23 protein-coding genes are annotated in these 25,519 nt (G+C 64.2%); 5 read left to right on the forward strand and 18 right to left on the reverse strand.

Translation table 11 applies throughout. The features are described 5' to 3' along the window. The first annotated feature begins 42 nt into the window (after nt 1–42). The 5 genes from cobA to ACFCW2_RS01800 are packed head-to-tail and all read left to right on the forward strand — an operon-like array spanning nt 43 to nt 3,964. A complete protein-coding gene (cobA, locus tag ACFCW2_RS01780) occupies nt 43–801 on the forward strand; it encodes a uroporphyrinogen-III C-methyltransferase (RefSeq protein WP_379547754.1) in 759 nt (252 codons plus the stop codon). After that, nucleotides 798–1,094 (forward strand): DUF2849 domain-containing protein, encoded by a 297-nt coding sequence (locus ACFCW2_RS01785; RefSeq protein WP_379547755.1) that lies wholly within the window; start codon nt 798–800, stop codon nt 1,092–1,094. The genes cobA and ACFCW2_RS01785 overlap by 4 nt, the downstream gene beginning before the upstream one ends. After that, a complete protein-coding gene (locus tag ACFCW2_RS01790) occupies nt 1,095–2,723 on the forward strand; it encodes a nitrite/sulfite reductase (protein ID WP_379547756.1) in 1,629 nt (542 codons plus the stop codon). Continuing rightward, complete coding sequence (locus tag ACFCW2_RS01795; RefSeq protein WP_379547757.1) at nt 2,716–3,180, forward strand: DUF934 domain-containing protein; 465 nt, start codon at nt 2,716–2,718, stop codon at nt 3,178–3,180. Before ACFCW2_RS01790 ends, ACFCW2_RS01795 begins: the two co-directional genes overlap by 8 nt. Further along, nucleotides 3,173–3,964 carry a phosphoadenylyl-sulfate reductase gene (locus tag ACFCW2_RS01800; RefSeq protein ID WP_379547758.1) on the forward strand — a complete coding sequence of 264 codons (792 nt, stop codon included), beginning with the start codon at nt 3,173–3,175 and terminating at the stop codon, nt 3,962–3,964. The genes ACFCW2_RS01795 and ACFCW2_RS01800 overlap by 8 nt, the downstream gene beginning before the upstream one ends. Nucleotides 3,965–3,974: 10 nt before the next feature. Here the strand turns inward: ACFCW2_RS01800 and ACFCW2_RS01805 are convergent, their stop codons facing one another. From ACFCW2_RS01805 to mraY, 18 genes are all read right to left on the reverse strand, one after another. Beyond that, nucleotides 3,975–4,895, reverse strand: a complete 921-nt coding sequence (locus ACFCW2_RS01805) for an NAD-dependent epimerase/dehydratase family protein (protein WP_379547759.1) — start codon at nt 4,893–4,895, stop codon at nt 3,975–3,977. Next, nucleotides 4,892–6,025, reverse strand: a complete 1,134-nt coding sequence (gene proB / locus ACFCW2_RS01810) for a glutamate 5-kinase (RefSeq protein ID WP_379547760.1) — start codon at nt 6,023–6,025, stop codon at nt 4,892–4,894. Before proB ends, ACFCW2_RS01805 begins: the two co-directional genes overlap by 4 nt. A gap of 21 nt (nt 6,026–6,046) precedes the next feature. Beyond that, nucleotides 6,047–7,102: a GTPase ObgE gene (gene obgE, locus ACFCW2_RS01815; RefSeq protein ID WP_379547761.1), complete on the reverse strand. Its 1,056-nt coding sequence runs from the start codon at nt 7,100–7,102 to the stop codon at nt 6,047–6,049. 163 nt (nt 7,103–7,265) lie between these two features. Then, on the reverse strand, nt 7,266–8,144 hold the full coding sequence (locus ACFCW2_RS01820; RefSeq protein WP_379547763.1) for a hypothetical protein: 879 nt from the start codon (nt 8,142–8,144) through the stop codon (nt 7,266–7,268). A 163-nt stretch (nt 8,145–8,307) separates the two neighbouring features. Continuing rightward, a complete protein-coding gene (locus ACFCW2_RS01825; protein WP_379547764.1) occupies nt 8,308–9,051 on the reverse strand; it encodes a Bax inhibitor-1/YccA family protein in 744 nt (247 codons plus the stop codon). A gap of 125 nt (nt 9,052–9,176) precedes the next feature. Beyond that, nucleotides 9,177–9,992, reverse strand: a complete 816-nt coding sequence (locus ACFCW2_RS01830) for a pyrroline-5-carboxylate reductase family protein (protein ID WP_379547765.1) — start codon at nt 9,990–9,992, stop codon at nt 9,177–9,179. Between the two features lie 31 nt (nt 9,993–10,023). After that, a complete protein-coding gene (locus ACFCW2_RS01835) occupies nt 10,024–10,527 on the reverse strand; it encodes a YbjN domain-containing protein (protein WP_379547766.1) in 504 nt (167 codons plus the stop codon). A 180-nt stretch (nt 10,528–10,707) separates the two neighbouring features. Beyond that, on the reverse strand, nt 10,708–12,927 hold the full coding sequence (locus ACFCW2_RS01840) for an SPOR domain-containing protein (RefSeq protein ID WP_379547768.1): 2,220 nt from the start codon (nt 12,925–12,927) through the stop codon (nt 10,708–10,710). Nucleotides 12,928–13,010: 83 nt separating this feature from the next. After that, nucleotides 13,011–14,792 (reverse strand): cell division protein FtsZ, encoded by a 1,782-nt coding sequence (gene ftsZ / locus ACFCW2_RS01845; protein ID WP_379547769.1) that lies wholly within the window; start codon nt 14,790–14,792, stop codon nt 13,011–13,013. Nucleotides 14,793–14,926: 134 nt separating this feature from the next. Then, nucleotides 14,927–16,183 carry a cell division protein FtsA gene (gene ftsA, locus ACFCW2_RS01850; RefSeq protein WP_379547770.1) on the reverse strand — a complete coding sequence of 419 codons (1,257 nt, stop codon included), beginning with the start codon at nt 16,181–16,183 and terminating at the stop codon, nt 14,927–14,929. Further along, a complete protein-coding gene (locus ACFCW2_RS01855) occupies nt 16,183–17,088 on the reverse strand; it encodes a cell division protein FtsQ/DivIB (protein ID WP_379547771.1) in 906 nt (301 codons plus the stop codon). The genes ftsA and ACFCW2_RS01855 overlap by 1 nt, the downstream gene beginning before the upstream one ends. Next, on the reverse strand, nt 17,075–18,058 hold the full coding sequence (locus ACFCW2_RS01860; protein ID WP_379547772.1) for a D-alanine--D-alanine ligase: 984 nt from the start codon (nt 18,056–18,058) through the stop codon (nt 17,075–17,077). The genes ACFCW2_RS01855 and ACFCW2_RS01860 overlap by 14 nt, the downstream gene beginning before the upstream one ends. Then, nucleotides 18,058–19,035, reverse strand: a complete 978-nt coding sequence (murB, locus tag ACFCW2_RS01865; protein WP_379547774.1) for a UDP-N-acetylmuramate dehydrogenase — start codon at nt 19,033–19,035, stop codon at nt 18,058–18,060. The genes ACFCW2_RS01860 and murB overlap by 1 nt, the downstream gene beginning before the upstream one ends. Continuing rightward, complete coding sequence (gene murC / locus ACFCW2_RS01870) at nt 19,032–20,471, reverse strand: UDP-N-acetylmuramate--L-alanine ligase (protein WP_379547776.1); 1,440 nt, start codon at nt 20,469–20,471, stop codon at nt 19,032–19,034. Before murC ends, murB begins: the two co-directional genes overlap by 4 nt. Beyond that, nucleotides 20,471–21,784 (reverse strand): UDP-N-acetylglucosamine--N-acetylmuramyl-(pentapeptide) pyrophosphoryl-undecaprenol N-acetylglucosamine transferase, encoded by a 1,314-nt coding sequence (locus ACFCW2_RS01875; protein WP_379547778.1) that lies wholly within the window; start codon nt 21,782–21,784, stop codon nt 20,471–20,473. The genes murC and ACFCW2_RS01875 overlap by 1 nt, the downstream gene beginning before the upstream one ends. Continuing rightward, nucleotides 21,781–23,007 carry an FtsW/RodA/SpoVE family cell cycle protein gene (locus tag ACFCW2_RS01880; RefSeq protein WP_379547780.1) on the reverse strand — a complete coding sequence of 409 codons (1,227 nt, stop codon included), beginning with the start codon at nt 23,005–23,007 and terminating at the stop codon, nt 21,781–21,783. Before ACFCW2_RS01880 ends, ACFCW2_RS01875 begins: the two co-directional genes overlap by 4 nt. Then, nucleotides 23,004–24,413: a UDP-N-acetylmuramoyl-L-alanine--D-glutamate ligase gene (gene murD, locus ACFCW2_RS01885; protein ID WP_379547781.1), complete on the reverse strand. Its 1,410-nt coding sequence runs from the start codon at nt 24,411–24,413 to the stop codon at nt 23,004–23,006. The genes ACFCW2_RS01880 and murD overlap by 4 nt, the downstream gene beginning before the upstream one ends. Nucleotides 24,414–24,420: 7 nt before the next feature. Beyond that, nucleotides 24,421–25,491, reverse strand: a complete 1,071-nt coding sequence (mraY, locus tag ACFCW2_RS01890) for a phospho-N-acetylmuramoyl-pentapeptide-transferase (protein ID WP_379547783.1) — start codon at nt 25,489–25,491, stop codon at nt 24,421–24,423. Between the last annotated feature and the right edge of the window lie 28 nt (nt 25,492–25,519).

Below are 25,519 nucleotides of genomic sequence, written 5' to 3' on the forward strand. Positions count from 1 at the left end.
TCTCACTGGCGAAGCGCACCTGCGCGGCGCATCTGCCCCCTCATGGCAGAAACCGGAACTATCTATCTCGTCGGAGCAGGCCCGGGTGATCCCGACCTGCTGACATTGCGCGCCGCGCGTCTGATCGAGCGCGCAGAACTGATCGTGCATGACGGTCTGGTCGATCCGGCCGTTCTCGCGCTCGCCCGCCCCGATGCCACGCTGGTGTCGGTCGCCAAGCAGCGCAGCAAACACACTCTGCCGCAGGAGGATATCAACGCTCTGCTGGTGCGCGAGGCGCAGGCCGGGCGCGATGTCGTGCGGCTGAAAGGTGGCGATCCGCTGGTTTTCGGGCGCGGCGGCGAAGAGGCCGAAGCGGCACAGGCGCATGGTGTTCCTGTCGAAATCGTCCCCGGTATCAGCGCCGCCAATGGCGCGGCGGCGGCAGCGCAGATTGCGCTGACCCACCGCGACGCGGCCAGCATCGTCACCTTTGTGGCGGGCCAGTGCAAAGGCCTGAAGAATCAGGACTGGGCGGGCCTCGCCGGGCCGGGCCGCACGCTGGTGATCTATATGGGTGTGAAGACCGCCCCGCAGATCGCTGAAAAACTGATGGAAGACGGCCTTGCGCCGGAGACACCCATGGCGGTGGTCGAGAATGGCGCACGGCCCCAGATGCGGGTGCTGCGCGGAATGCTGGCGGGGCTGCCCGATCTTGTGACGCGCGAGAATGTCGTCAGCCCGGCGCTGATCGTGATCGGCGATGTGACGGCGCGAGAAGACGCTGCAATTGCCCAGCTCGCCTTGGAGAAATCGTTGTGAAAATCCTTACCGGAAACGATCTGAAAACCGGCGATGTCGTGTGGTGGGATGGCCAGAACTGGTCGCGCCATGTCGAAGACGCGGTGGATGCAGGCGACGACGCCGAAACCATTCTCGCCCGTGAAGAGGCCGCGCGCCGGGTGAATGTGCCCTACGCCATTGCGGCGGAACTGGCAGACGGCGTCCCCCGCCCCGCTCATATCAAGGACCGCGTGCGCGCGCTCGGCCCCACGGTGCGTCCCGACCTCACGCTCAAACCTGCCGACCCTCAAGCCATCGACTGGGTGATTTAGATGTACAAGTATGATGCCTACGACCAGCAGATGGTCGACGCCCGCGTGGACGAGTTTCGCGATCAGGTAGAGCGCCGGCTCGCCGGCAAACTGACCGAGGACCAGTTCAAGCCGCTGCGGCTGATGAATGGGCTGTATCTGCAACTTCACGCCTACATGCTGCGGGTCGCCATTCCCTATGGCACGCTGTCCGGCGCGCAGATGCATATTCTGGCCGACATCGCCGACAAGTATGATCGCGGTTACGGCCACTTCACCACCCGCCAGAACATCCAGTACAACTGGATCAAATTGGAAGAAGCGCCCGACCTGATGGCCGATCTCGCCAAAGTCGAGATGCACGCCATCCAGACCAGCGGCAATTGCATCCGCAACATCAGCAGCGATCATTTTGCAGGCGCGGCGGCGGACGAACTCGTCGATCCAAGGCCTTACGCCGAGCTCCTGAGACAATGGTCGAGCTTCCATCCCGAATTCATGTATCTGCCGCGCAAGTTCAAGATTGCGGTGATCGCATCGGACACCGACCGCGCGGCCATGCGCCTGCATGATATCGGCATCCAGATTGTCGAGCAAAACGGCGAACTGGGCGCGGCGTTTTACGTCGGCGGCGGCATGGGCAGAACCCCGATGATCGCCCCGCGCATCCGCGATTTCGTGCCGCTCGATCAGCTGGTGACGTATTCGGAGGCCTGCCTGCGGGTCTACAACCGCCACGGCCGGCGCGACAACAAGTACAAGGCGCGGATCAAGATCCTCGTCCACGAAATGGGCGCGGAAGAATATACCCGTCAGGTTGAAGAGGAATTCGCCCATCTGCTGAACCAGGGCGTGGAACCGCCGCTGGCCGAGCTGGAGCGCATCCGCACCTTCTTCGAGGACCCGGCCTTCGAGGACGGCCCCAAGACCGTCGACAAGTCCGACCCCGACTTCGCCCTCTGGGTGGAGCGCAACACGGTGCGCCACAAGCATGACAGCTACGTCAGTGCAGTAATCAGTCTAAAGCCCGTCGGCGGTATTCCAGGCGATGCGACCTCGGCGCAGATGCATCTGATGGCTGATCTCGCGAGCCAATACAGCTTCGACGAATGCCGGGTGATGCACACGCAGAACATCGTCCTGCCGCATGTCAAAATCGCCGATCTGTATGCCCTGTGGACCGCGCTGAACGATGCCGGTCTGGGCGAGCCAAATCTCGATCAGGTGGGCGATATCATCGCCTGCCCCGGTCTCGACTATTGCAGCCTCGCCAATGCCCGCTCGATCCCGATTTCGCAGCAGATTTCGGAGCGTTTCGCGGCCAATGGCAAGGGCGATACGCTGGGTGAGCTGAAGCTGAAAATCAGCGGCTGCATCAATGCCTGCGGGCACCACCATGCGGGGCACATCGGCATCCTCGGTGTCGATAAGAAAGGCGTCGAGAATTACCAGTTGCTGCTGGGCGGCAGCGAGGCGGAGGACACTTCGCTCGCCAAAATCACCGGCCCCGGTTTCGACGAGGCAGGCATTGTCGATGCGGTTGAAACTACTGCCGATGTGTACTTGCGCGAGAGGAAGGAGGGGGAGCGTTTCCTCGATACCTATCGCCGCATTGGCATGGCTCCGTTCAAGGAGGCGCTTTATGGTTGATCCGCAAACCAGTTCATTGGGCACCAGCCCCGACGACGTGCAGTTCCGCTTCCGCGATGACGAGCCGGTGGATCACGCGCAGGTAACGGTCGATGCGTTTCTGGAGCAGTCCAATTCCTCCGCTGTACGCATTGAACCGGGCGATGATGCGCAGGCGCTGATCCCGCATTTGGACCGGATCGCATTGGTCGAGGTGAACTTCCCCGTATACGGCGACGGGCGCGGATACTCGGCCGCCCGGACCCTGCGTGAGGCTGGTTATACTGGTGAGCTGCGCGCAGTAGGCGACGTGCTTATCGACCAGCTGAGCAATATGCGCCGCTGCGGCTTTGACAGTTTCGCGCCTGACACACCGCTGGACGAGGCCGATGCAAAAGCCGCGTTCGAGCGCTGGCCGCAGCACTATCAGGCAGGTGCCGACACGCTTCGCACCATCGCCCAATTGCGCCATGAATGAGCTGCGCGCCATAGATCGGCTCGACACCGCGCCCCACTTCACACAGGCCGATGTGGACCGGTTGAACGCGCAATTCGCCGATGCCGACACGCACACCATGCTGCATAGCGTGATCGAAGGCGGGCTGGCTGGCGATATTGCAACCGTTTCCAGCTTCGGCGCGGAAAGCATTGTTTTGCTGCACTTGATCGCACAGGTCGATCCCGGCCTGCCGGTGCTGTTTCTGGAAACCGGCAAGCATTTCCCCGAGACGCTGGCTTACCGTGACACAGTGGCCGAAACCCTCGGTCTGACAAATCTGATCAACCTGACCCCCGATGCCGATACGCTGGCGACAAAGGACGAGAACGGTCTGCGCTGGTCCTACGATCCCGATGGCTGCTGCGATCTGCGCAAGGTCCAGCCGCTGGCGAAAGCGCTGGCAGATTACGACGCCAGCTTTACGGGACGCAAAGCCTTTCAGAACAGCGCACGCGCGGCCCTGCCCCGGTTCGAGCTGGACACCAGCGACACCGCTGGCCGCCTGAAGATCAATCCGCTGATCGACTGGTCGCAGGACGATATCGACGCCTATTTCGAGGCGCACGACCTTCCCCGCCACCCGCTGGTGGAACGCGGCTATCCCTCGATCGGCTGCTCCCCCTGCACCCACAAAGTCGCTGCCGGGGAAGACCCACGCTCGGGCCGTTGGAAGGGCTGGGACAAAACCGAATGCGGCATCCACCTGCCGGGTCAGGAACCGGAAGACACCGATCTACCGCCCGGTTACGATCCCGCGTTTTAGCGCCGCCAGATCAAATCCACTTGCGCTCGCGGTACCAGCGCGCGGTTGCTTTCAGCCCGTCGCGGGTTGGAATTTTAGGCACCCAGAGGGCGGATGGCGGCTTGGCCTCGGCGCTCGAAACCCAATCGGGATGCGCCATATAGCCAACGCGGTCAGGGGTCAGCTTGGCCCCGTCGCGCCGCAGCAGGCGGTCCATGCGCGCAGCGAACATCATCGTGCGCTCGGACAGACGCGGGACCCACGGCTTCGTACCGACCGACGCGCCGATCGCCTGCGCCAGCTCGCGGTGCTCCCATCCGCCCGGTTTGCCGTCATCGGGCTCGAATATCTTGGAAGTGATGTCCTCGCCCGTCTCCCCCAAGACCAGCAGCAGCCGCGCCAGATCGCCGACATGGATCAACGAAGCCGCGCCATCCTTGGGCATCGGCAGAACGCGCATGGTCGCCATTTCGAACAGGTCGAGCATTTCCTTGTCGCGGGGGCCGTAAATCGCAGGCGGGCGGACAATGGTCCAATCGAGACCGCTGGCCATAACAATCCGCTCGGCCCTCAGCTTGGATGCACCATAGGCCGACAGATGCGGTTCACGCGCGGCCAGCGACGAGACGAAAACGAACCGTCGCACACCCGCATCGACTGCAGCTTCTACCGCATTCAGCGTGCCGGTGACGTTGGACATTTCGAACTCCGCCGGATCGCGCGCGCGCACCTGCCCGGCGATGTGGACGACATATTCGGCATCGCCCATCAACCGGTCGAGCGAAGCGCGATTGCCCAGATCGCCCTTGATCCACTCCACTCCGCGCTGCTTCGCCGGAACTTTCCGGGCCAGAGAACGCAGGGCAAAATCGCGCCTGCCCACCAGATCGACCAGAGCCTGCCCGACAAAGCCCGTGCCCCCAGTAATCGCCATCGATTGAGTCTGTTTCATACCATCACCAAATGGTCGCGGTGGATCACTGCACTGCGCGGCGCATAGCCGAGAATCTCTGCCTGCACATCGTTGCGTTTGCCCATCAAAGCGCGGCACGTCGCTGCATCATATTCGGCCAGCCCCAGCGCGATTTCGCGGCCATAGGGATCGACAATGCCGATAAAGTCGCCGCGCGCGAAATCGCCCTCGACGCCGGTGATGCCTGCGGCGAGCACACTGGCCCCGCTGGCCAGAGCATCGCAGCATCCCGCATCGACCTGCACGGTCCCAGCCTTACTCAGGCGGCCGCCAAGCCAGTTCTTGCGCGCACCCGGCCCGCTTTGCGCAGCGAAGACCGTGCCGATGTCCTGATCGAATGCGCGCGCGATCGGGCGATCATGCGTGCCATTGGCAATCGCAAGGACTATCCCGGCGCGCGTCGCGATCTCTGCCGCCGCCAGCTTCGAGGCCATACCGCCCGTGCCCGGACCATCCTGCGCAGGCCCCGCAGCAGCACGCACGGTGTCTCCGATGGCATCGACATGGGGTACCAGCGCCGCGCCTTCGTGATGGGGCGGGCGGTCATACAATCCATCGACATCGGACAGCAGCAGAACCGCATCCGCCCGGGCCGCCTGCGCCACGCGCGCGGCCAGCCGGTCATTGTCGCCGAAACGGATTTCCTCGGTCGCCACGCTATCGTTTTCGTTCACCACCGGCACCACGCCCAGCTCCAGCAGCCGGTCGAGCGTGGCCGAGGCATTGAGATAGCGCCGCCGGTCTTCCATATCTTCCAGCGTCAGCAAGATTTGCGCCGCGACAAGTCCCTCGGCGGCGAGAACCTCGGCATAGAGCCCCGCCAATTCCACCTGCCCGACCGAGGCGGCGGCCTGCGCATCGGGCAGGCTCGCCCGGCCCCCGCCCGGCAGACCAAGGCGCGCGGCCCCCAGCGCGATGGCTCCCGAGCTGACAATGACAATTTTCTGCCCCGCCCGCTGCAACGCGGCCAATTCCCCGACCAGCCCGGCCAGCCACTCACGCCTCAGCGCGCCGTCGCTGCCCACCAGCAGGGCAGAGCCGAGCTTGACCACCAGCAGCGGACAGCTGCGGGCATCGCCCAGATCGGAAAGTTTGGTGATTGTCGCCATGCGAGGTGAACCGCGGCGCCCCTAGATCGGCGACCAGTCGGCCGCGCATGCTTCGTCATCCACCGGCGCGGCGTTGGTTTCGGTCGATGTCCGGTCGGGCAAATAGCCCAGCACCGCGTCGAGCAATTTCTCAATCCCCTGCCCGGTCGCGCCCGACAGCGCGAAAACCTCGTCCGCGCCCGCGTCCAGAAGCTCTTCGGCAAAGCCCTGCGCCAATTCGGCATCGGCCAGATCGACCTTGTTGAGAGCCACGATGCGCGGCTTGTCCGCTAGCCCTTCTCCGTATGCGCCCAGCTCCTCTTCCACCGTCTTCATCGCCTGCGCCGGGTCTTCTCCGGCAATATCGATCAGGTGGATCAGCACACGGCACCGCTCGATATGGCCCAGAAAGCGGTCGCCAATACCCGCCCCGTCGGCTGCGCCCTCGATCAGGCCGGGAATATCGGCCAGCACGAATTCGCGGCCCTTGTGATGGACCACGCCCAGCTTCGGAACCAGCGTGGTGAAGGCATAATGGCCGACCTTCGCCTTCGCGTTGGACACGGCATTGATGAAGGTCGATTTGCCCGCATTGGGCAGGCCCAGCAGGCCCACATCGGCGAGCAGTTTCAGTCGCAGCCAGACCGACATTTCCTGTGACGGTTCGCCCGGCTGATGCTGACGCGGGGCACGGTTTGTGCTGCTCTTGTAACTCGCATTGCCGCGTCCACCCATGCCCCCTTCAAGAAACACAATCCGCTGGCCGACTTCGGTAAAATCGGCGAGCACTTCCTCGCGGTCTTCGGACAGGATCTGGGTGCCCACGGGCACTTTGATGACCAGATCGTCGGCCCCTTTGCCGAACCGGTCACGGCCCATGCCGTGCCCGCCGCGCGCCGCCTTAAAATGCTGCGCATAGCGGAAGTCGATCAGCGTATTGAGGCCCTGCACAGCCTCGAACACGATGTCACCGCCCTTGCCGCCATTGCCGCCATCAGGGCCGCCGAACTCGACATATTTCTCGCGCCGGAAGCTGACCCCGCCAGGGCCACCCGCGCCGGACTTCAGGTGGATTTTGGCTTGGTCGAGAAAATGCATTTAATTGGGCCTCAAACGCCGGCGTGCGCGTCCGCGCATCGGGCTATCCTTTATCGCTATGCGCCTAATGGCGCACAGTCGTGCTTGCGAGGCCTTTCGACCTCGTGCCGGTATTACCTGAAAGCGCGGATGATTTCACCCACCCTGCTTGGGACGTCGATCTCTAGCCGCCTTCGTCGGGGACCGGCTCCACCACGGGGGTGGAGGAGAAGCCTTCATCGACCTGGATGACCGGAATGCTCGCTCCGCTATCCGGATCGGGAACAGCGCCTGCCGAAGACGGCGGTACGGCCAGCGTATCGATGCCGCTGGTGGCATCGGGCACCATTGTCATCCGCGCGCGCTGCACGGCGACATAGCCCGGCTGCGAGGCTCCGTATTGCGCGCCATAGGCCGCATCCCATGCCGCAGAATCGCGCTCATATTGCTCATAGGCTGTGAAGAAGCTCTCGAACGCCGCCTCCATGCGGGGCAGCGCGCCGGCAGAGAACATGCCGATATCGGTCACTGGATTCAGCTGCGTTTCCTGCGCAATTTGCAGCATGGTGCGGCAGAACTGGCTGCGCGCGGGCGGCAGGGCGAAATAGTTATAGACCGATGTAAACTGCGTCTCGCGCAGCTGGATGCCGGCACGGCGTGCGCCGGCCCTGTCGCGATAGACCTGCTCCAGCCGCGAATTCACAGCCGACAGCGCGCTCTTATTGCCGCTGATATAGGAGCCATAGCCATCGAGGATCGGCTGGTATTGCGGCGCGGTGCAATTGAGCGCGGCCACGTTCCAGCCGGACCGGACATGCCAGATCGTCTCGTCGGAAGTCAGATTGGCATTCACCGTCTGGCGCACGCCGAACGCGTCCTTGCGCGGGATGTTCATGACATAGGCCGCGCCGCTGGGCGGAAGCGGGCGATAGGGCACTGCCTGAACTTCCGGCGGCGGTGGCGGTGGCGGCGGAGGGGGCGGCGGCGTCGCGCAGGCGGCCAGTGCAGCGACGGAGGCCGCGACGGTAAGAATGCGGATCGGGGAGCGTGAAGCGCCAGCCATATGTGCGACTTTCTTTATCATTCACAGCAAGCGTTACAGGAGGCAACCTTGCGCAGGGCCGAACGCCTTAACCCGCTTATCGGGCAAAGAAAATGCCCGAGGTGCAGCGAAGCACCCCGGGCACGGTAAAGCGAGTCGCCAGAGCGACCGTTTGCGGTTGTCTCTACTCGCGGCTGCCCATGAAGCGCAGCAGGAACAGGAACATGTTGATGAAGTCGAGATAGAGGTTCAGCGCCCCCATGATCACGACCTTGCTCTGCATCGGCGTGCCGCGCACCTGCTCGTACATATTCTTGAGCTTCTGCGTGTCATAGGCCGTCAGTCCGGCGAAGATCAGGACACCGATGGCGCTGATCGCCAGATCCAGCGTGCTGGAGCCGATAAAGATGTTCAGGACCATCGCGATGATCAGGCCGACCACACCCATGATCAGGAACCGGCCGAATGCCGACAGGTCCTTCTTCGTGGTGTAGCCAAACAGGCTGAGCCCGGCGAATGCGCCGGCGGTTGCGAAGAATGTCGTCGCGATGGAGCCGCCGGTGTAAACGAGGAAGATCGTGGACAGCGACAGGCCCATCAGGAAGGCAAAGCCCCAATACATCGCCTGAAGCGTTGTCTTGCTGAACTTCTGCATGCCGAAGCTCATTGCGAACACGATCGCCAGCGGCGACAGCGCCACGATCCACATCAGCGGACCGCTTGCGAAGGTGTAGGCCAGACCGGACTGCGCGGTCATCAGCGCGACGATGCCCGTCAGCAGCACGCCCGAGCACATGTAGTTATAGATCGACAGCATATAGCTGCGCAGGCCTGCGTCGAAGGTCGTGCGCGATGCAACGTCGCCTCCTGCGCGCGGCACAGAGCCGAAGCCCGTCTGCGACTGCCGGGGGTCGTTCCAATTTGCCATTTCGATTCAAACTCCTCGTAAGAGATTGCATTCCGGACACGCAAGATAGCCGCCGGATCAGGTGTAATATCGGGATAAAGCAGGCGATTTTCAAGGGAAATCGGAAGCCAATCCCTGCCCCCCGATTAACCCTGTTTGCGTGCGTTTTCAGCCATTTCCTGCCCGCGATCACGCGCTGCGCGCAGAGTCTTTGTCAAAAGGTCCAACAGCGCGCCATCCTGATCGAGCACATCCAGCCCTTTCTGCGTCATCCCGCCGGGGCTCGCGACGCGCTGCGCCAGTTCGCCCGGTGTGTGCTCAGACTGTGCCGCCAGAGCGCCTGCGCCTTCGACCATTTGCAGCGCCAGCCGCTCCGCCTGATCCTGCGGCAGGCCCAGCCCCGTCGCCGCTGCCGCCAGCGCGTCGATGAAGCGATAGGTAAAGCCCGGCCCCGATCCCGCCAGTGCGGTGACGAGGTCGAATTGCGCTTCTTCCTCCAGCCATTCGGCGCTGCCCAGCGCCTCTGCCAGCGCGGTGACCTTGGCCATGCCGTCTGCGTCCAGACCTTCGGTAATCAGGCCATTGGGCGATTTGCCCAGAGCGCAGGCGAGATTTGGCATGAAGCGAACCACACCGTCCGCGCCCGGAAAACGCGCACGCAGGCTGGCGAGCTCGACCCCGGCAAGAACAGACAGGATTGCGGTCTGGGGGCCGACCGAGGTCTGAAGGCCCGGCGCAACATCATCGAGCATATGCGGCTTCACACCCAGCAAGACGGCATCGAACGGCTGTGTGGGCCACTCTGTCACCAGCGCCACGCCTTCGGGCACAGCCTTGCCACGCGGGTTGTAGACCGTGAATCGCTCTGCCGGAATGCCTGCGCGCAGCCAGCCTTCCACCATTGCCCCGGTCATCGTGCCGAAGCCGCAAATCAGAATTGTCTCGAAGGTTTTACCGGTCATTGCGCCACCTAGCCCTGCGGCGTCACAGGCTTCAAGCCTCTCCGGCGGCATCGACCATCGCCGCTTCCAGCGCCGCGCCGGGCTCCTTGTCGCCCCACAGGACAAACTGGAAGGCGGGATAGAACCGGTCGCATTCTTCGACCGCCGTTTCGACCACCGCCTGCGCCTGGCTGAGGCTGAGCAGGCCATCATCGCCCAGCAGTGCGCCGTGGCGATAGACCAGCATGCCGCCAGTGGACCAGATATCGAAATGGCCCAGCCACATCTGCTCGTTGACCCGCGCCAGCAATTCCAGCGCAGGCGCGCGCTTGGCATCGGACACGCGGATATCGGGCAGGCAGATCACCTGCAGAACATTGTCTTCCCCGCGCCAGATGCAGCGCAGCTGATACTTCGCCCAGCTGCCCTGAATCTCGCCCGTCAGTTCCTGCTCGCTGACCTGCTCCGCCAGCCAGCCGCGCGCGTCGAACAGCGCCGCCAGCATCTCGACCGGAGGGCTTTCCAGCTCCGGGTTCATCGGTTCCATTGCGCTCATCGGGTGGGTAGTCCGGTCATGTGTGTCAGATGCACCGTGCCCGCTCGCCAGCGCAAGCGGGACCCCCCGCCACTTCTGGGGAGAAAGGATTTCGCCTGTTCAAACCGTGGGGATAAGGATTGGGGGAAAACGGGTCAGCGAACGTTTGGCGTCGCCGTAAATCTAACCGCTTCCGGCCTGCTAGCGGCCCAGCTCTTCGATTTCCTGCCCGTCCGCGCTGGTGAAGCGGAATGCGCCTATACCGGCCTCGGCCAGCGCGCTGACAGCAGTATTGGCAGCAGTGCGATTCTCGAAAGGCCCAGCGAGCAGGCGGTTGGTGTCGCCCCATGACGCGACGAACGGGCCATTGTCGTCCAGCACATCGGGCGCCTGACGCGAAAATCTGCGCCAGTCGAACCGCAAGGCCGACCGGTCGCGCCCGGTGGCGATCTGCACCCAGATACGGCTCGCATTGGCAGGCGCGGCGGGTTCGGGCGCTTCCTCTTCGGGCGCGGCCTCTTCCTCGCGCGGGATATCGATTGCGGTGATATCCACGGCGTTTGATGGAGGAGTCACGGCGCTGGTGTCCGGCAAGGCCATCAGGTCGGCAAAAGCCTGCGAGACGCTCGGCGTGGGCGCTGCTTCCGGTGCAGAGGCCACCTCGGTCGCAATTGGGGCTGCCGTTTCAGGGGCGGTGGAGGCAGAAGGAGCAGTAGCGGTCCCGGCGGAGGCGATCTGCGTCGCTTCAGTCAGCGCTGCGGAAGGGGCGCTGCCGGCGCTGGCCACCGGGTCGGTTGCTGGAAACGCTGATGCGGTGCTCGCTTCCGCCGTGATGGCCGGACTGGTTTGCGAAGTGGCGATGTCGCCCAAATCGAAGCCGGGCGCTGGCGCTGCAACCGACCCGGTTGGCAGGCTGGTGGGGTCCAGCGCCGCGACAGTCACGGGCTCGTCCTGATTGGCAGCCGCTGGAGCAGCGCCCGCGATGGTGGTTGCCGTTGCAACCGCCTCATCCGCGACCGCTGGCAGAGCCGGTTCCGGCACCACGCTCGAAGGGGCCACGGCGACTTGCGTCACCGGTTCGGGAGTTTGTTGAGCCAGCTCTTGGGCTGGTTCGGCTGCCACGGCGGTTTGGCTGGGGGGCGCGGCCTGCTCAGCCTGCGCTACCTGCACAGCGGTATCCGATGCGGGCGGCAATTCAGTCGCGGGCGTGCTCTCAGGAACAACCGCTGGCACATCTGCCCGGGCAAGAGCGGGAAGCTCGCCGCGCTCTGTTCTCGCCGCATCGGCCGCAGTGGGGGTCGGCGAAGTGGCGGCCGGAGTCGGGGCAGCTTGCTGTGTCGCCGCCTCGGCAGGCTGCGTCTGCGCGACCCGGACCCGGCGCTCTTCCGGGCGACCGCGACGCAATTGGCCCCGTTGCCGCCGCTGCGCCAGCAACGCCCTGCGCTGGGCCGCTGTCAAAGCGCCCGACGAGGAGGACCCCGCTTCGTCCGCACCCGCTGTCCCGGCAGAACTTCCAGCAGCCTGCCCCAGCGGCTGGCCCGATGGCGTGAGCCCCGCATCCACCCCGGCAATTGTCGGCGCAGACCCTGCGCTGCGGGCGGCGGCGATGCGCGGATCGTCGCGGCCAATGGCAGAGGCACGCGGGAAGATTCCCAGATTGGCCGCCGCGGCCTGCTGCGCGGGGGTGAGGCGGCGCATATAGCGCAAATAAGGCTCCAGCCGGTCGGCCATCTCTTCGGGCATCACGGCATCGGCAATCGCAACCGCTTCGTCCGGCTTGCCCAGAATGGCGAGCCCGAATGCGCGGGTGCGATAGGCGGCAAAATCGCGCTGTTCCAGCAGCGGCAGCAGAGTCGATTCAAACCCCTCGCTATCGCCGGAAATCGCGTAGCTCAGCGCCATGCGGCGGCGAATTTCGCTATTGTCTTCAAAGGCCAGCGATTGGCGATAGGCAAATTGCGCATCGAGATTGTTGCCCACCAGATCGTGCGCTAACCCCTTGTCGCCAGCCACCGCCGTGGGGCGCACACCGGCGCGTTCCGCTTCGGCAAAGAGACGCAGGGCCTCTACCGGGCGGCGCACGCGGACATAGGCGGCTGCCGTGCCGGATTTGACGCGCGGATTGTTGGGCGAAAGTTCCTCGGCCCGGCCGAAAAAGCCAATGGCCGCATCCACATCGTCCAGCTCCAGCGAGGCATTGCCCGCCAGAATAAGCGCATCGACATCACGCGGATTGCTCGCGAGCCTGCGCAGCGCCCGATTGAGCTCATTCGTCGCGGCGGGCGGGAGAGGTTGCACGACCGCACGCCCCTGCGCCGAAGCGGGAGCGCCGGGCACAGCAATCAGGCCGCCCAGCATGGCAGCACCGATCAGCAAGAGGGTGTGGTTCGATGATCGCATAATATGTGCGGTCACACCCATGAAGGGCGCGCCCTGAACCTTGCACTAATCTCCATGGAGCGGAGAAGGAAGCCCTGTTGGCCCAGCGTTACGCCGGTGCGGCGTTACTGGTTGTTCTGACGCCCGAGGAAGCGCGGGATGCTGAGCGAGCCACCATCATCCTCGTCGTCCTCGTCATCGTCGTCTTTGGCTGAACTGCCGCGGGACAGATTGGCCATCCGCTCGAACAGTGTGCTGCCGCCGTCGCCGTCTTTCTTCGCCGGAGCAGCCGGAGCAGCCGCTTCGGGCGCGCTGTCTGAATCGCCCCCGGCCTTCGCCTCTGCATCCGCACCGCCTGCGAGCAATTGCCGCCGGCGTCCGCCCTGAACGGGTTGGTCTTCACTGGCCAGCCGGTCAGCATTGAGCAAGAGCTCGTCACCGCCGGACCCGCTGTCACCGGAATCGCCGGTTTCCGCTGGCGCCTCGGACCCGCCCAGATCGAGCGGTTCGTCATCGGCTGCCGCATTGTCGCCGACATTGTCCCAATTGTCCGCATCGCCGAGATCGAGCGGCTTGTCGCTATCGCCGAACCCGTCGTCTTCGCTCGCCCCGAAGGCGGCATCGTCGGCAGGATCGGTCAGGCCGGTATCTTCCGCTGTATCGTCTTCCTGCGCACCGCGCAGCCCGGCGAGAGGATCGACAATCCCGTCAACATCCTCGTCGTCGAAATCTTCATAGCTCTCGTCGTCGTCAGAGCCAGCCGAAGCCGCGCTGAGACCCAGAGCCGCCATGCCGGTCGGAGCGCTGGACGCGCTGTCGCCTGCCTCCTCGAAATCTTCATCATCTTCCGGCTCGTCATCCGGCAGGTCGAGGACCGGGCGGCGCGGGGCCTGTCCCGAACCCAAAGACATGGAGCGATTGGCGCCGGCAGAGCTGCCTTCGCTGCCCTCTATACCCGTGGCCACCACCGAAACGCGGATCTTGCCGTCCAGATCGGGGTTGAATGCCGAACCCCAGATGATGTTCGCCTCTTCGTCGACCAGCTCGCGGATATGGTTCGCGGCCTCATCCACTTCGAGCAGCTTCATATCGTCGCCGCCGATGATCGAGATAATCACGCCCTTTGCGCCGGCCATACTCACGCCGTCGAGCAGCGGATTGGCAATCGCCCGTTCGGCTGCCTCGAGCGCGCGGTTCTCGCCCTCGCCCTCGCCGGTGCCCATCATCGCCTTGCCCATTTCCTCCATCACCGATTTCACATCGGCAAAGTCGAGATTGATCAGGCCCGGCATCACCATCAGATCGGTGATCGAGCGGACACCCTGCTGCAGCACTTCGTCGGCCAGCTGGAATGCCTGTTTGAAAGTCGTGTCAGCCTTGGCGATCAGGAACAGGTTCTGGTTGGGAATGACGATCAGCGTATCGACATGCTTCTGCAGCTCCTCGATCCCCGCTTCGGCAGCGCGCATCCGGCGCGTGCCCTCGAACAGGAACGGCTTGGTCACCACGCCCACGGTCAGCACGCCCTTGTTGCGCGCTGCCTCTGCGATGACCGGCGCAGCACCTGTGCCGGTGCCCCCGCCCATGCCTGCGGCGATGAAGCACATGTTCACCCCGTCGAGCAGATCTTCGATTTCCTGCGCGGTTTCCTCGGCTGCGGCCTTGCCGACCTCGGGACGCGAGCCTGCGCCTAGCCCGCCGGTAATCTCCGGCCCGAGCTGCACCCGCGCCTCCGCCGCCGAATTGCTCAGCGCCTGAGCATCGGTGTTGGCGACGACGAAATCGACACCTTCGATGCCGTTCTCGATCATATTGCCGATGGCGTTACCGCCCGCGCCGCCGACACCGATGACGGTGATCCGGGGGCGAAGCTGGTCGCTGGTCGCGGGGCCGATATTGATACTCATTTCAACTTTACTCCACGTGCGGAGGGCAGTTGCCCCCGCTCGAATTTCAGTGTGTCACAACAGAGTCACACTATGCACTGTTTGTCCACGTCTTTTCCACAGCACTGGCCACAGGTCGGTATTCCTCCGGAGAGCTAGAAGTATTCGCGTGACGCGGTCAGGACGCGCTTGATCAGCCCCAGCCCCGTATAGCGCACTGTGTCCTGAACGTTGTTTTCGATCGAGCGGATATCCACCGGATCGCGCGCGGCATAGAGGCACAGGCCCGCCAGAGTGGTGAAACCGGGCGTTGCATGCGCATCGGGCAGGCCCCGCAGGCCCGCCGGTTTGCCGATCCGCACCGGGCGGCCGAGCGCGCCTTGGGCAAACTCCGCAATCCCTGCCAGCTCGGCACCGCCGCCGGTCAGGACCACCTGCCCGCCACGCTGCCCGCCGAAATCCATGGCCTTGAACACGCGGTTGATTTCGTCGGTCAACCGCGAGACCTGCGTGGTGACAACGGACACCAGTTCGGCCCGGCTGATCCTCTCGGCTTCCGGCGCGCCTTCCGCCTGCGCTGCCAGCGGGACCATCTCGCGGTGGTCCGACGGGCTGGCAATGGCAGAGCCCGCCACGCATTTCAGCCGCTCGGCCTGAAACCGGCGGATGCCGAAATCGCTGGCAATCGCATCGGTGATATCGCCCGAGCCGAAGGGAATTGCATGGAGCGCGCGCAGCATGCCGTTCTGGAAGATCGTGACATTGGTCAGCTCCGCGCCAATCTCGACCACGGCAGTGCCCAGCTCGCGCTCTTCCGGCGTCAGGCAGGCCTCCGCGCAGGCAATCGGGGCGGCAACCACAGCCTCCACATTCAGATGCGCGCCTTCCACCGCATCGCGCAAATTCTTCACCGGCGCGCCATCGGCCAGCATCACATGGATATCGACGCCCAGCCGCTCGGCGTGCAGGCCCTTGGGATCGGTCGCGCCATGCGCTCCGTCCAGCGTGTATTGCGCCGGCTGGGCATGGAGGACCATCTTGCCGTCGGGCTGGATCGTCTCGCGGGCCGAGAGCAGCAGGTGCTGCACATCCTCTTCCTCGATCCGCCGCCCGCCCACGGGCACCTCGACCTGACTGACCCTGTTCGCCAGCCCTGCGCCCGAGCATCCGACCCAGACGCTCTGGATGCCGGTGCCCGCCGCTTTCTCCGCCCGCTCCACCACATCGCGGATGGCGTAGGTGGCCGCAGCCATATCCACGATGTAGCCGCCCCGCACGCCCTGGCTGGCGCGGTGGCCTGACCCCAGCACGATCATCTCGCCGGATTCGGACTGCCCCAAAATCATCGCCGAGATGCGGAACGAACCGATATTGATTGCGCCAAAGACGCGGGAAATACGCGGTAGACCCATCAGTTTGTCCCTCCCTCGCCCAGCACCTGCGCCGCGCGGCCCGGCACGCGCATGTAAATCCGCTCCGGCGCGCGCATGTCGAAGGTGGCCACCTTCCCGCCCAGCAGACGGTTCTGCCCATCGAGCCGGGCGAACTGGATCAGCGCCGTCGCCGCATCTTTCTCGCCCTGCGGCAGAGCCAGGACCTGATCGGTGGTAAATGTCAGGTTCCACCGGCGATTGCCGACCCATTCGGCATGCGCCACCTTGCTGCGCATAGCGGGTGCCGCATCCAGCAACGTGCCCAGATTGGCGACTTGCTTGGCCGCGCCGGGGCCTTCGACCGCCAGCATCCCCTTGGCATTCTCTGCCGAGATCGGCTCCAGCTCTTCACCGGTGGCATCGATCAGGACGAGATGATCGGGCTTGCGCAGCACCGCATGCGGCGTGCGTTCAACCACGTCGATCACCAGAACATCAGGCAATTGGCGCGAAACGCGGGCATCCTCGACCCACGGCAGCGCAACCAGTTCGGAGCGCAGACCCTCCAGATCGACCAGCGGCATCGGCCGGTCGCGCTGGGCGAGCGCACGCTCGTAAATTTTCAGCTCGTTCATCCGCTGCACGCCCGTCACCCGCACGCGGCGCACTTCGAAACCGGCATCGCTGGCCAGCTTCGCCACTTCGTTCTGAGCCAAAGCCGGCACACCGGCCAGACTGGCGACAAACCATGCCAGTGCCGCCCCGCCCCCGATGATGATGGCGAGGAAAATGCGGTGCAATTGCTCGTCATCAAACGGCAGCAAAGCCAGCGCGCGATTGAACCCGCCCTGCGTGCGCGTCCGGGCTGTCCGGGCCTTCGCCGCGCGGGACTTGGCCGCAGCCGAGCGGCGGACACCTGTCGTCTTGCGCTTAACCGTTGCCATGTTCGCCCCCCGTTTCTGCCCCTGCAAAATAATCGAGCGCATCCTTGACGATTGTCTCGACCAAATCTTCGTAACTCATGCCCGCAAATCGCGCCTGTTCCGGCACCAGGCTGAGCGGTGTCATCCCCGGCTGGGTGTTGGTTTCCAGCACGAACAGGCCGTCTTCGCCCTGCTCGTCATCCCAGCGATAATCCGTTCGGCTGGTGCCCCTGCAGCCCAGCACGCGGTGTGCTTCCAGCGCATATTGCTTGCATAGGGCCGCGATGTTCTCGGGGATGTCGGCGGGGCAGATGTGATCGGTCATCCCGTCGGTGTATTTGGCCTCGAAATCATAGAAGCCGCTCTTGGGCACCAGTTCGGTCACTCCCAGCGCTTCGCCGCCCACCACAGCGGTGGTCAGCTCGCGCCCGCGAATGAAGGGCTCGGCCAGCAGACTATCGAATTCCTGCCACGGCCCTGCGGCATCGCGGCGGATCGGGTTGCCGTAATTGCTTTCCTCGGTGACGATGGCGACACCGACCGACGATCCTTCATTGACGGGTTTGAGCACGTAAGGCCGGGCCAGCGGATCGGCCTGATAGAGATCTTCCGACCGGACAATCCGCCCGCCGGGCATGGGGATACCATGCGGGACCAGCGCCTGCTTGGTCAGTTCCTTGTCGATGGCGATCACCGATGTGGCGAGGCCGGAATGTGTATAGGGCACGCCCATCAAATCGAGCATCCCCTGCACCGTCCCGTCCTCTCCCGGCACGCCGTGCAGCGCGTTGAACACCACGTCGGGCTTTGCCTCGGCAATGCGCGCGGCAACATCGCGGTCCATATCGATCCGCGTCACGCGGTGCCCGCGCGCCTCCAGCGCATCGGCCACGCCATTGCCCGACATCAGCGAGACCGGGCGCTCATTAGCCCATCCGCCCATCAGCACGGCGACATGATAAGTGCGGTCAAGAACGCGATTTTCAGACATCAGGGCCGCCCCACCCGCTTGATTTCCCATTCCAGCTGGACGCCGGAATTCTTGTAGACGCGGGCGCGGACTTCTTCGCCCAGCCCTTCGATATCGGCGCTGGTCGCGCCGCCCGTGTTGATCATGAAATTGGTGTGTTTCTCGCTCACTTGCGCGCCGCCCATGGTGAGGCCGCGGCAACCCGCTGCATCGACCAGTTGCCAGGCCTTGTGGCCATCGGGGTTCTTGAAAGTGGAGCCGCCGGTCTTGCTGCGGATCGGCTGCGAGTTCTCGCGCGCTTCGGCAATCCGGTCCATCTCCGCGCCGATGGCGGCGGGATCGCCCGGCTCGCCTTGAAAGCGCGCGGACACCACCACTGCGCCTTCCGGCAAAGCCGAATGGCGATACGAGTATTCGAGATCGGAGGCAGGCAGGGTTATCAAATCCCCGCCGGGCATAATCACATCGCAATCTATCAATATGTCGGCGGTTTCCTTGCCATAGGCCCCGCCATTCATCCGCACGAAGCCGCCGACCGTGCCGGGAATACCGCGCAGGAACTCCAGCCCAGCAACGCCCGCATCGCGCGCGGTGGAGGACACCAGAATACCGTGCGCTCCTCCTCCGCAAGTCACAGTGTGATTGTCGCCCACTTCCACGCTCGCAAAAGGTTTGCCCAGCCGGATCACCACGCCGGGCACGCCGCCATCGCGGATAATCAGGTTGGAGCCGAGACCCAGCGCCATGACCGGCATCGTGCCCGCCAGATCGCCCAGAAACGCTTTCAGATCGTCCATATCGGCGGGCTCGAACAGCCAGTCGGCACTGCCTCCGCTTTTGAACCAGACCAGTTTGGCGAGCGGTGCGTCCTTGGTCAGCTGGCCCCGGATGTTGTCGATCGGTACAGGCGCATTGAGCGCGCCCTCGACTTCCGCATCGGGGGCTTCGCCGGTGTCATACATGGCCCAATCGTCCGGCTGGTTCGGATCGGTCATCATGTCTGACTCTGTTCCCGCGCGGACTGCACCGCGGACGGCAAAGTGGCCGCCCATTTGGTAATGTCACCGGCACCCAGACAGACGACAATATCGCCTGCGGCAATCGTGCTGGCCAGCTTGCCCGCGAGCTCTGACTGGTCGGCGACTGTTGCCGCACTGCGGTGCCCGCGCGAAGTCATGCCAGACACCAGATCCTCACTGCTGACGCCCTCTATGGGATCCTCACCTGCCGCGTAGACCGGTGTGACATAGACCGTGTCGGCCTCGTTAAAGCAGCTTTGGAAATCATCCATCAGATCGCCCAAGCGCGAATAGCGGTGCGGCTGCATCACGGCGATCACACGCCCGCCGCTGGCCCCTGCGCTTTCGCGCGCGGCACCGAGCACGGCGGTGATTTCCACCGGGTGGTGCGCGTAATCGTCGATGATGCGGACCGTGCCGCCCTCCACGCTGACTTCGCCCGTCTTGGTGAAGCGGCGACGCACGCCGCCAAACGATCCGAAGCCGTCGCGGATAACATCGTCGGGGCAGCCCATTTCGATGGAGACGGCAATCGCGGCCAGCGCGTTCTGGACATTGTGCCGCCCGGGCATCGGCAGGCGCACGCCTTCGATCCGCCGGTCTTCCTCGCCGCGCTGGCGGATGATAACATCGAAGGTGTTGCCGCCTTCGTCGGGCCGGATATTCACCCCGCAAATGTCGGCTTGCAGAGAGAAGCCGTAGGTCACCACGCGCCGGTCACGGACACTGCCGATCACCGCCTGAACCTCGGGGTGGTCGATGCACAGGATCGCCGCGCCGTAGAACGGGACATTGTGGATGAATTCGACAAAGGCGCGCTTCACGCCGTCGAAATCGCCGTAGTGATCGAGATGCTCGGGATCGATATTGGTGACCACCGCAATGGTCCCGTCGAGCCGCAGGAAGCTGCCGTCGCTTTCGTCGGCCTCCACGACCATCCAGTCGCTGTCGCCCAGCCGCGCGTTGGAGCCGTATTGTTCGATGATACCGCCATTGATGACTGTGGGGTCGACCCCGCCCTTGTCCAGCAGAGCTGCGATCATGCTGGTGGTGGTGGTCTTGCCGTGGGTGCCCGCCACCGCGACCGTGCTTTTGAGGCGCATCAGCTCGGCGAGCATTTCCGCGCGGCGCACCACCGGCGTGCGATTTTCCAGCGCAGCGGCGACTTCAGGGTTGGTCCGGCGCACGGCGGTGGAGGTGACGACAACTGCCGCCCCTTCCACATTTTCGCGTTCGTGCCCGATCCTCACCGCAATGCCGCGCGCCCGCAGCCGCTCGACCGTCGGGCTTTCGCTGAGGTCGCTGCCCTGCACCGTGTAGCCCAGATTGGCCATCACCTCGGCAATGCCGGACATGCCGATGCCGCCAATGCCCACAAAGTGCACCACGCCGATATCTGTCGGAACGCCGCGCATCAGGAATGGCTCTCTTTGGCCGCACCTTTGGCCGAGGCTGGCCGCGCCTTGGCAGGCTGGCTCGCCCCGCGCGCGTTGTTGGCCCCGACCTTGATGACATCCATCATTTCCGCCCCGCCGAAGCTTTCGAGCAGGTCGGCAAGGTCCTCCACCGCACGCGGACGACCGCAATTCCACGCCGCATGGGCCGCATTGGCCAGCGTCGCGGGGTTCTTGGCGATGGCCTGTATCTGCTTGGAGATATCTTTGGCGAGCCGGGCAAAATGATCGCCCTGCTTTTTCTGCATCCGGCTGATGGTATCGACATCCCCCTTGGGAATCTCGACCGTTTCTTTCGGCTGCCGGATCATCCGCGCACCGCCGGCTTTCACGATCTCGCGCGTGTTCGCCGCCTGATGATCGTCGGTCGCGATCGGCAGGGGGAGCAATATCGCGGGACGGCCCACGGCGGTCAGCTCGGCAATCGTCGAGGCCCCAGCGCGCCCGATAAACAGATGCGCGTCGGCCAGCCGTGTTTCCATATCTTCAAAATAGGTTCCCAGCTCTGCCGGGATGTCATGCCTGCGATAGCGCCCACGCACGGTTTCCAGATCCTCCGCACGGCATTGCTGGGTGACCTGCAAACGCTGGCGCAGCGGCGGGGGCAACATGGCCAGCGCATCAGGCACGACTTCGCTTAATATGCGCGCGCCCTGACTGCCGCCCGTCACGAGAACCTTCAACAGGCCATCCTCGCCCGGCGCGGCAAAGTCTTCCTCACGCAGCGCGCGCACTTCGGGGCGGACGGGATTGCCGACCAGATGGACCTTGCCCTTGTGCTTCGCCGCCAGCCGTTCGACATCGGGATAGGCGGTGGCAATCGCCTGCACGCGGCCCGCCAGCATCCGGTTGACCCGGCCCAGCACCGCGTTCTGTTCGTGCACCAGGCTGGGAATTTCCGCCGATGTCGCCGCCAGCAAGGCAGGCGCAGCAGGATAGCCGCCAAAGCCGATCACCGCGCTCGGCTCGAAACTTTCAAACAGACGCAGCGCCATGCGGCGGCCTTCCATCAGCGCCTTGATTGCGCCAGGCCAGCGCAGCGGGTTCTTGCCGAACCGGCCTGCCGGAATGACATGGGCGGGAAGAAAATCGGGCTTGCCAGGAATTTGCGCGCCGCGTGCGTCGGTGACCAGCGCAACGTGATGCCCGCGCCGTTCCAGTTCGGTCGCCAAAGCGAAGGCGGGGAGCATATGGCCGCCGGTCCCGCCAGCGGCGAGAACATAATGGCGGTTCGCGCCAGCCCGAGATGGGGTAGTGGGCGCAGGGGTATTCATCGTGGCGGTTCCTTGTTGGACGCGAAGCCCGCGATACCGGGGGTCTCGCGGGTGAGGAACGGATTGCGCCGCGTCATTGCGAGCAACAATCCGACCGTCAAGCATACCGCGATGGTCGATGAACCGCCATAGCTCACCAGCGGCAAAGTCATGCCTTTGGAGGGGAACAGCTGCAAATTGACCATGATGTTGATAAAGGCCTGCCCGCCGATCTGCGCGGTCAGCCCAGCCGCCGCCAGCAGTGCGAACAGATTTTCCTCATCCGCCAGCCGCACCAGAGCGCGCCCGATGATGGCGAGGTAAACGATAACGATGAGCGCGCACCAGATCAGGCCGAACTCCTCACCAATGACCGAGAAGATATAATCGGTGTGTGCTTCGGGCAGCCGCATCTTCTGCTCGCCCAGCCAGAAACCTGCGCCCGTCCATCCGCCCGACAGCAGAGTGCGCTCTGCCAGATCGACATGATCGAACGCCGTGCCTCCGCCAAAGAACGCGTCGATCCGGTTGCGCGCGTTTCCGTAGAAGAAATAGGCCGCGACGACCCCCGCCACGCTGCCCACCACAAGACCGGCGATTTTCTTGAACGATACGCCCGACAGCATCACCAGCACGAACCAGACCCCGCCAAACAGGATCGTCGCGCCCAGATTGGGCTGCAGCATCAGCAGCACACCGACCAGCGCCGCGACAGCCGACACCACAGCGAGAACCGGCAGGTTGGGATCGCGCAGCCGCCAGCTGAGCACCCATGCCAGCAGGATGGCGAAGCCCGGTTTCAGAAATTCCGACGGCTGGAAGCCGATGCCGAATTTGATCCACCGCTTCGCCCCGTTCACTTCGTGCCCGACCAGCGGGACCAGCATCAGCGCGCCGATCATTGCAACCGCCAGCAACACGCCCACGCGGCGGGCATTGTCGCGCGAAAGGAAGGATGCGCCCAGCATCACGGCGAGGCCGACCACCAGCCAGCGCATATGCGCCCAGTAAAAATAGAGGTCCGGCAGGGTCACTTCACTGGTCGAGAGACGCCGGGCTGTCGCCGGGGACGCAGCGGCAACCGCTGCCGCGCCGATGGCGACCAGCAACAGCACCAGAAGCAACAGGACACGGTCTACCTCGCGCCACCAGATCTTGAAATCCGATGTCCGCGAACCGGCAAAGGGTTCGCCCGCGCCAATGGGGCGCGTGCTGCCGGTTGATGTCGAAGTCGAGGCGGTCACTTGTTTCCTCCACCGCTGGAAAGACTGGCGCTGGAAAGGCTGGCGCTGGAAAGGCTGGGCTCGTTACCGGCGGGCAATTCGCAGCCGGTAATCGCGCCGACAATCTGGCGGAAATGCTCTCCGCGCTTTTCGAAATCGCGGAACTGGTCGAAACTGGCACAGGCGGGCGAGAGCAGCACCACGTCGCCGGGCTTTGCGGCTTCGACCGCCTGCTTCACCGCCTCGCAAATCAATTCGGATCGTTCGACGGGAACGCGGCCTTCCAGCAATTCGGCAAAGCGCGGACCAGCCTCGCCAATCGTATAGGCGCGGGCCACATTGCCGAGCTGCGCCTCGCACTCGCCCAACCCGTCTTCCTTCGCCAAGCCGCCGACAATCCAGTGGATGCGCGGGCCGTCACCGGCAGGCCACGCGGCCAGAGCGGGAGCGGCAGAGGCAGTGTTGGTGGCCTTGCTATCATTGATGAACAGCACATCGTCATGCGTGCAGACCACTTCCATCCGGTGCGGCAGGCCGGTGAAGGACTTCATGGCCGGTTCCCACTGCGCGCGGGTGACGCCCATCACCTCTGCCAGAGTGATCGCGGCAGCGGCGTTCTGGAGATTGTGCGGCCCCTGCAGCGCGGGCCAATCCGCTTGCAGATCGGCCAGCTGGTGCGGCTCCAGACACACGGCCAGACCGCGCGGCCGCCGCGCTGCTTCGGCCTCGCGCATGGTGCGCGTGGTGTCGTCCTGACAGCCATAGGCGGCAAACTGCCCGCTGCCCTGCATCGCCATCAGGCGGCCTTTGGAAAGGGCGTAGCCCTCGAAACCGTTATACCGGTCGAGATGATCGGGCGTCACATTCAGCAGCACCGCCGCCTCGCAGGCCAGCGAGCGGGTGAGGTCGAGCTGGTAACTGGACAGCTCCAGCACATACACGCCGGTGCCCTTCGCATTGGGCTCCAGCGGATCTTCGCCCAGAACCGGCAAGCCGATATTGCCGCCCATCCGGCAGGGCAGACCCGCCTGTTCCAGAATATGCGCGGTCAGCGCGGTGGTTGTCGATTTGCCATTGGTGCCGGTGATGCCGATCACGCGGTGCGGCGGCAGATCGGCGCGCGCCTGGGCAAACAGTTCGATATCCCCGATCACCGGCACGCCAAATTCTGCGGCCCGATCGGCAATGGGATGGGTGTTGAGCGGCACACCCGGGGAGACGACAATTCCGTCATATCCGGTCAAATCGATAGTTAGCGGATCGGCGATTTCCGCCCGTCCGGCCAGCGCCTCGCGCGGTTCTTCCTGCCGGTCCCAAGCGGTGACATGCGCACCGCTGGCCAGCAAGGCCTCAGCCGCCGCCATTCCCGAGCGGGCGAGGCCAAGAATGGCGTAACGCTTCCCGGAAAAGGCGGGGGAGGTGATCATCGCAGCCTCACCGCAGTTTCAATGTCGCGAGGCCGAGCAGGGCCAGCACGATGGCGACAATCCAGAAGCGGATCACGACCTTGCTTTCGCTCCAGCCCAGCTGCTCGAAATGGTGGTGGATGGGGGCCATGCGGAACACGCGCTTTCCGGTCCGTTTGAACCAGAAGACCTGAATGATGACGCTGAGCGCTTCGAACACAAACAGCCCGCCGACAATCGCCAGAACGATCTCGTGATGGCTGGCCACCGCGATGGCGCCCAGCGCGCCGCCCAGTGCCAGACTGCCGGTATCGCCCATGAACACAGCCGCAGGCGGGGCGTTGAACCACAGGAAGGCCAACCCCGCCCCCATGATGGCGGCGCAGAATATCGCCAGCTCCCCTGCCCCCTCGACATAGGGAATTCCGAGATATTCGGAGTAATCGACGCGGCCGGCCAGATAACAGATGATCGCAAAGGTGCCCGCCGCGATAATCACCGGCATGATCGCCAGCCCGTCCAGCCCGTCGGTCAGGTTCACGGCGTTTCCTGCGCCGACAATCACGAAGGCGGCAAAGATGTAATAGCCCCAGCCCAGCGGAATGGCGCGGTCCGACACGAACGGCACATAGAGCCATGTGTTGATCTGGCTGACGATGATGTAACTGGCGATGCCCGCGACGATAAATTCCAGCAGCAGGCGAACCTTGCCCGAAACGCCCTTGTGACTGCCCTTCGAGACCTTGTCGTAATCGTCGAGGAACCCGATCAGGCCGAAACCGGCGGTGACCGCCAGACAGGCCCAGACAAACGGATTGCGCGGATCCATCCACAGCATCAGACTGAGCGCTAGTGCGATCAGAATCATCAGACCGCCCATTGTGGGCGTGCCGACCTTGGCGAGATGGGTTTGCGGCCCGTCCTCCCGGATCGGCTGCCCCTTGCCCTGCCGCACGCGCAGCATATCGATCAGGCGCGGTCCGATAATCAGACCGATGATCAGCGCGGTCATCAGCGTCGCGCCGGCGCGGAACGTCTGGTATCGCACGAGGTTGAACAACCCCTCGAATTCCATCCATTCAGCTAGCAGATACAGCATTGCGGCTTCCCGGCCCCCTTATTCGCGG

The organism is Qipengyuania algicola (assembly GCF_042492175.1).
GTDB lineage: Bacteria > Pseudomonadota > Alphaproteobacteria > Sphingomonadales > Sphingomonadaceae > CAJXSN01.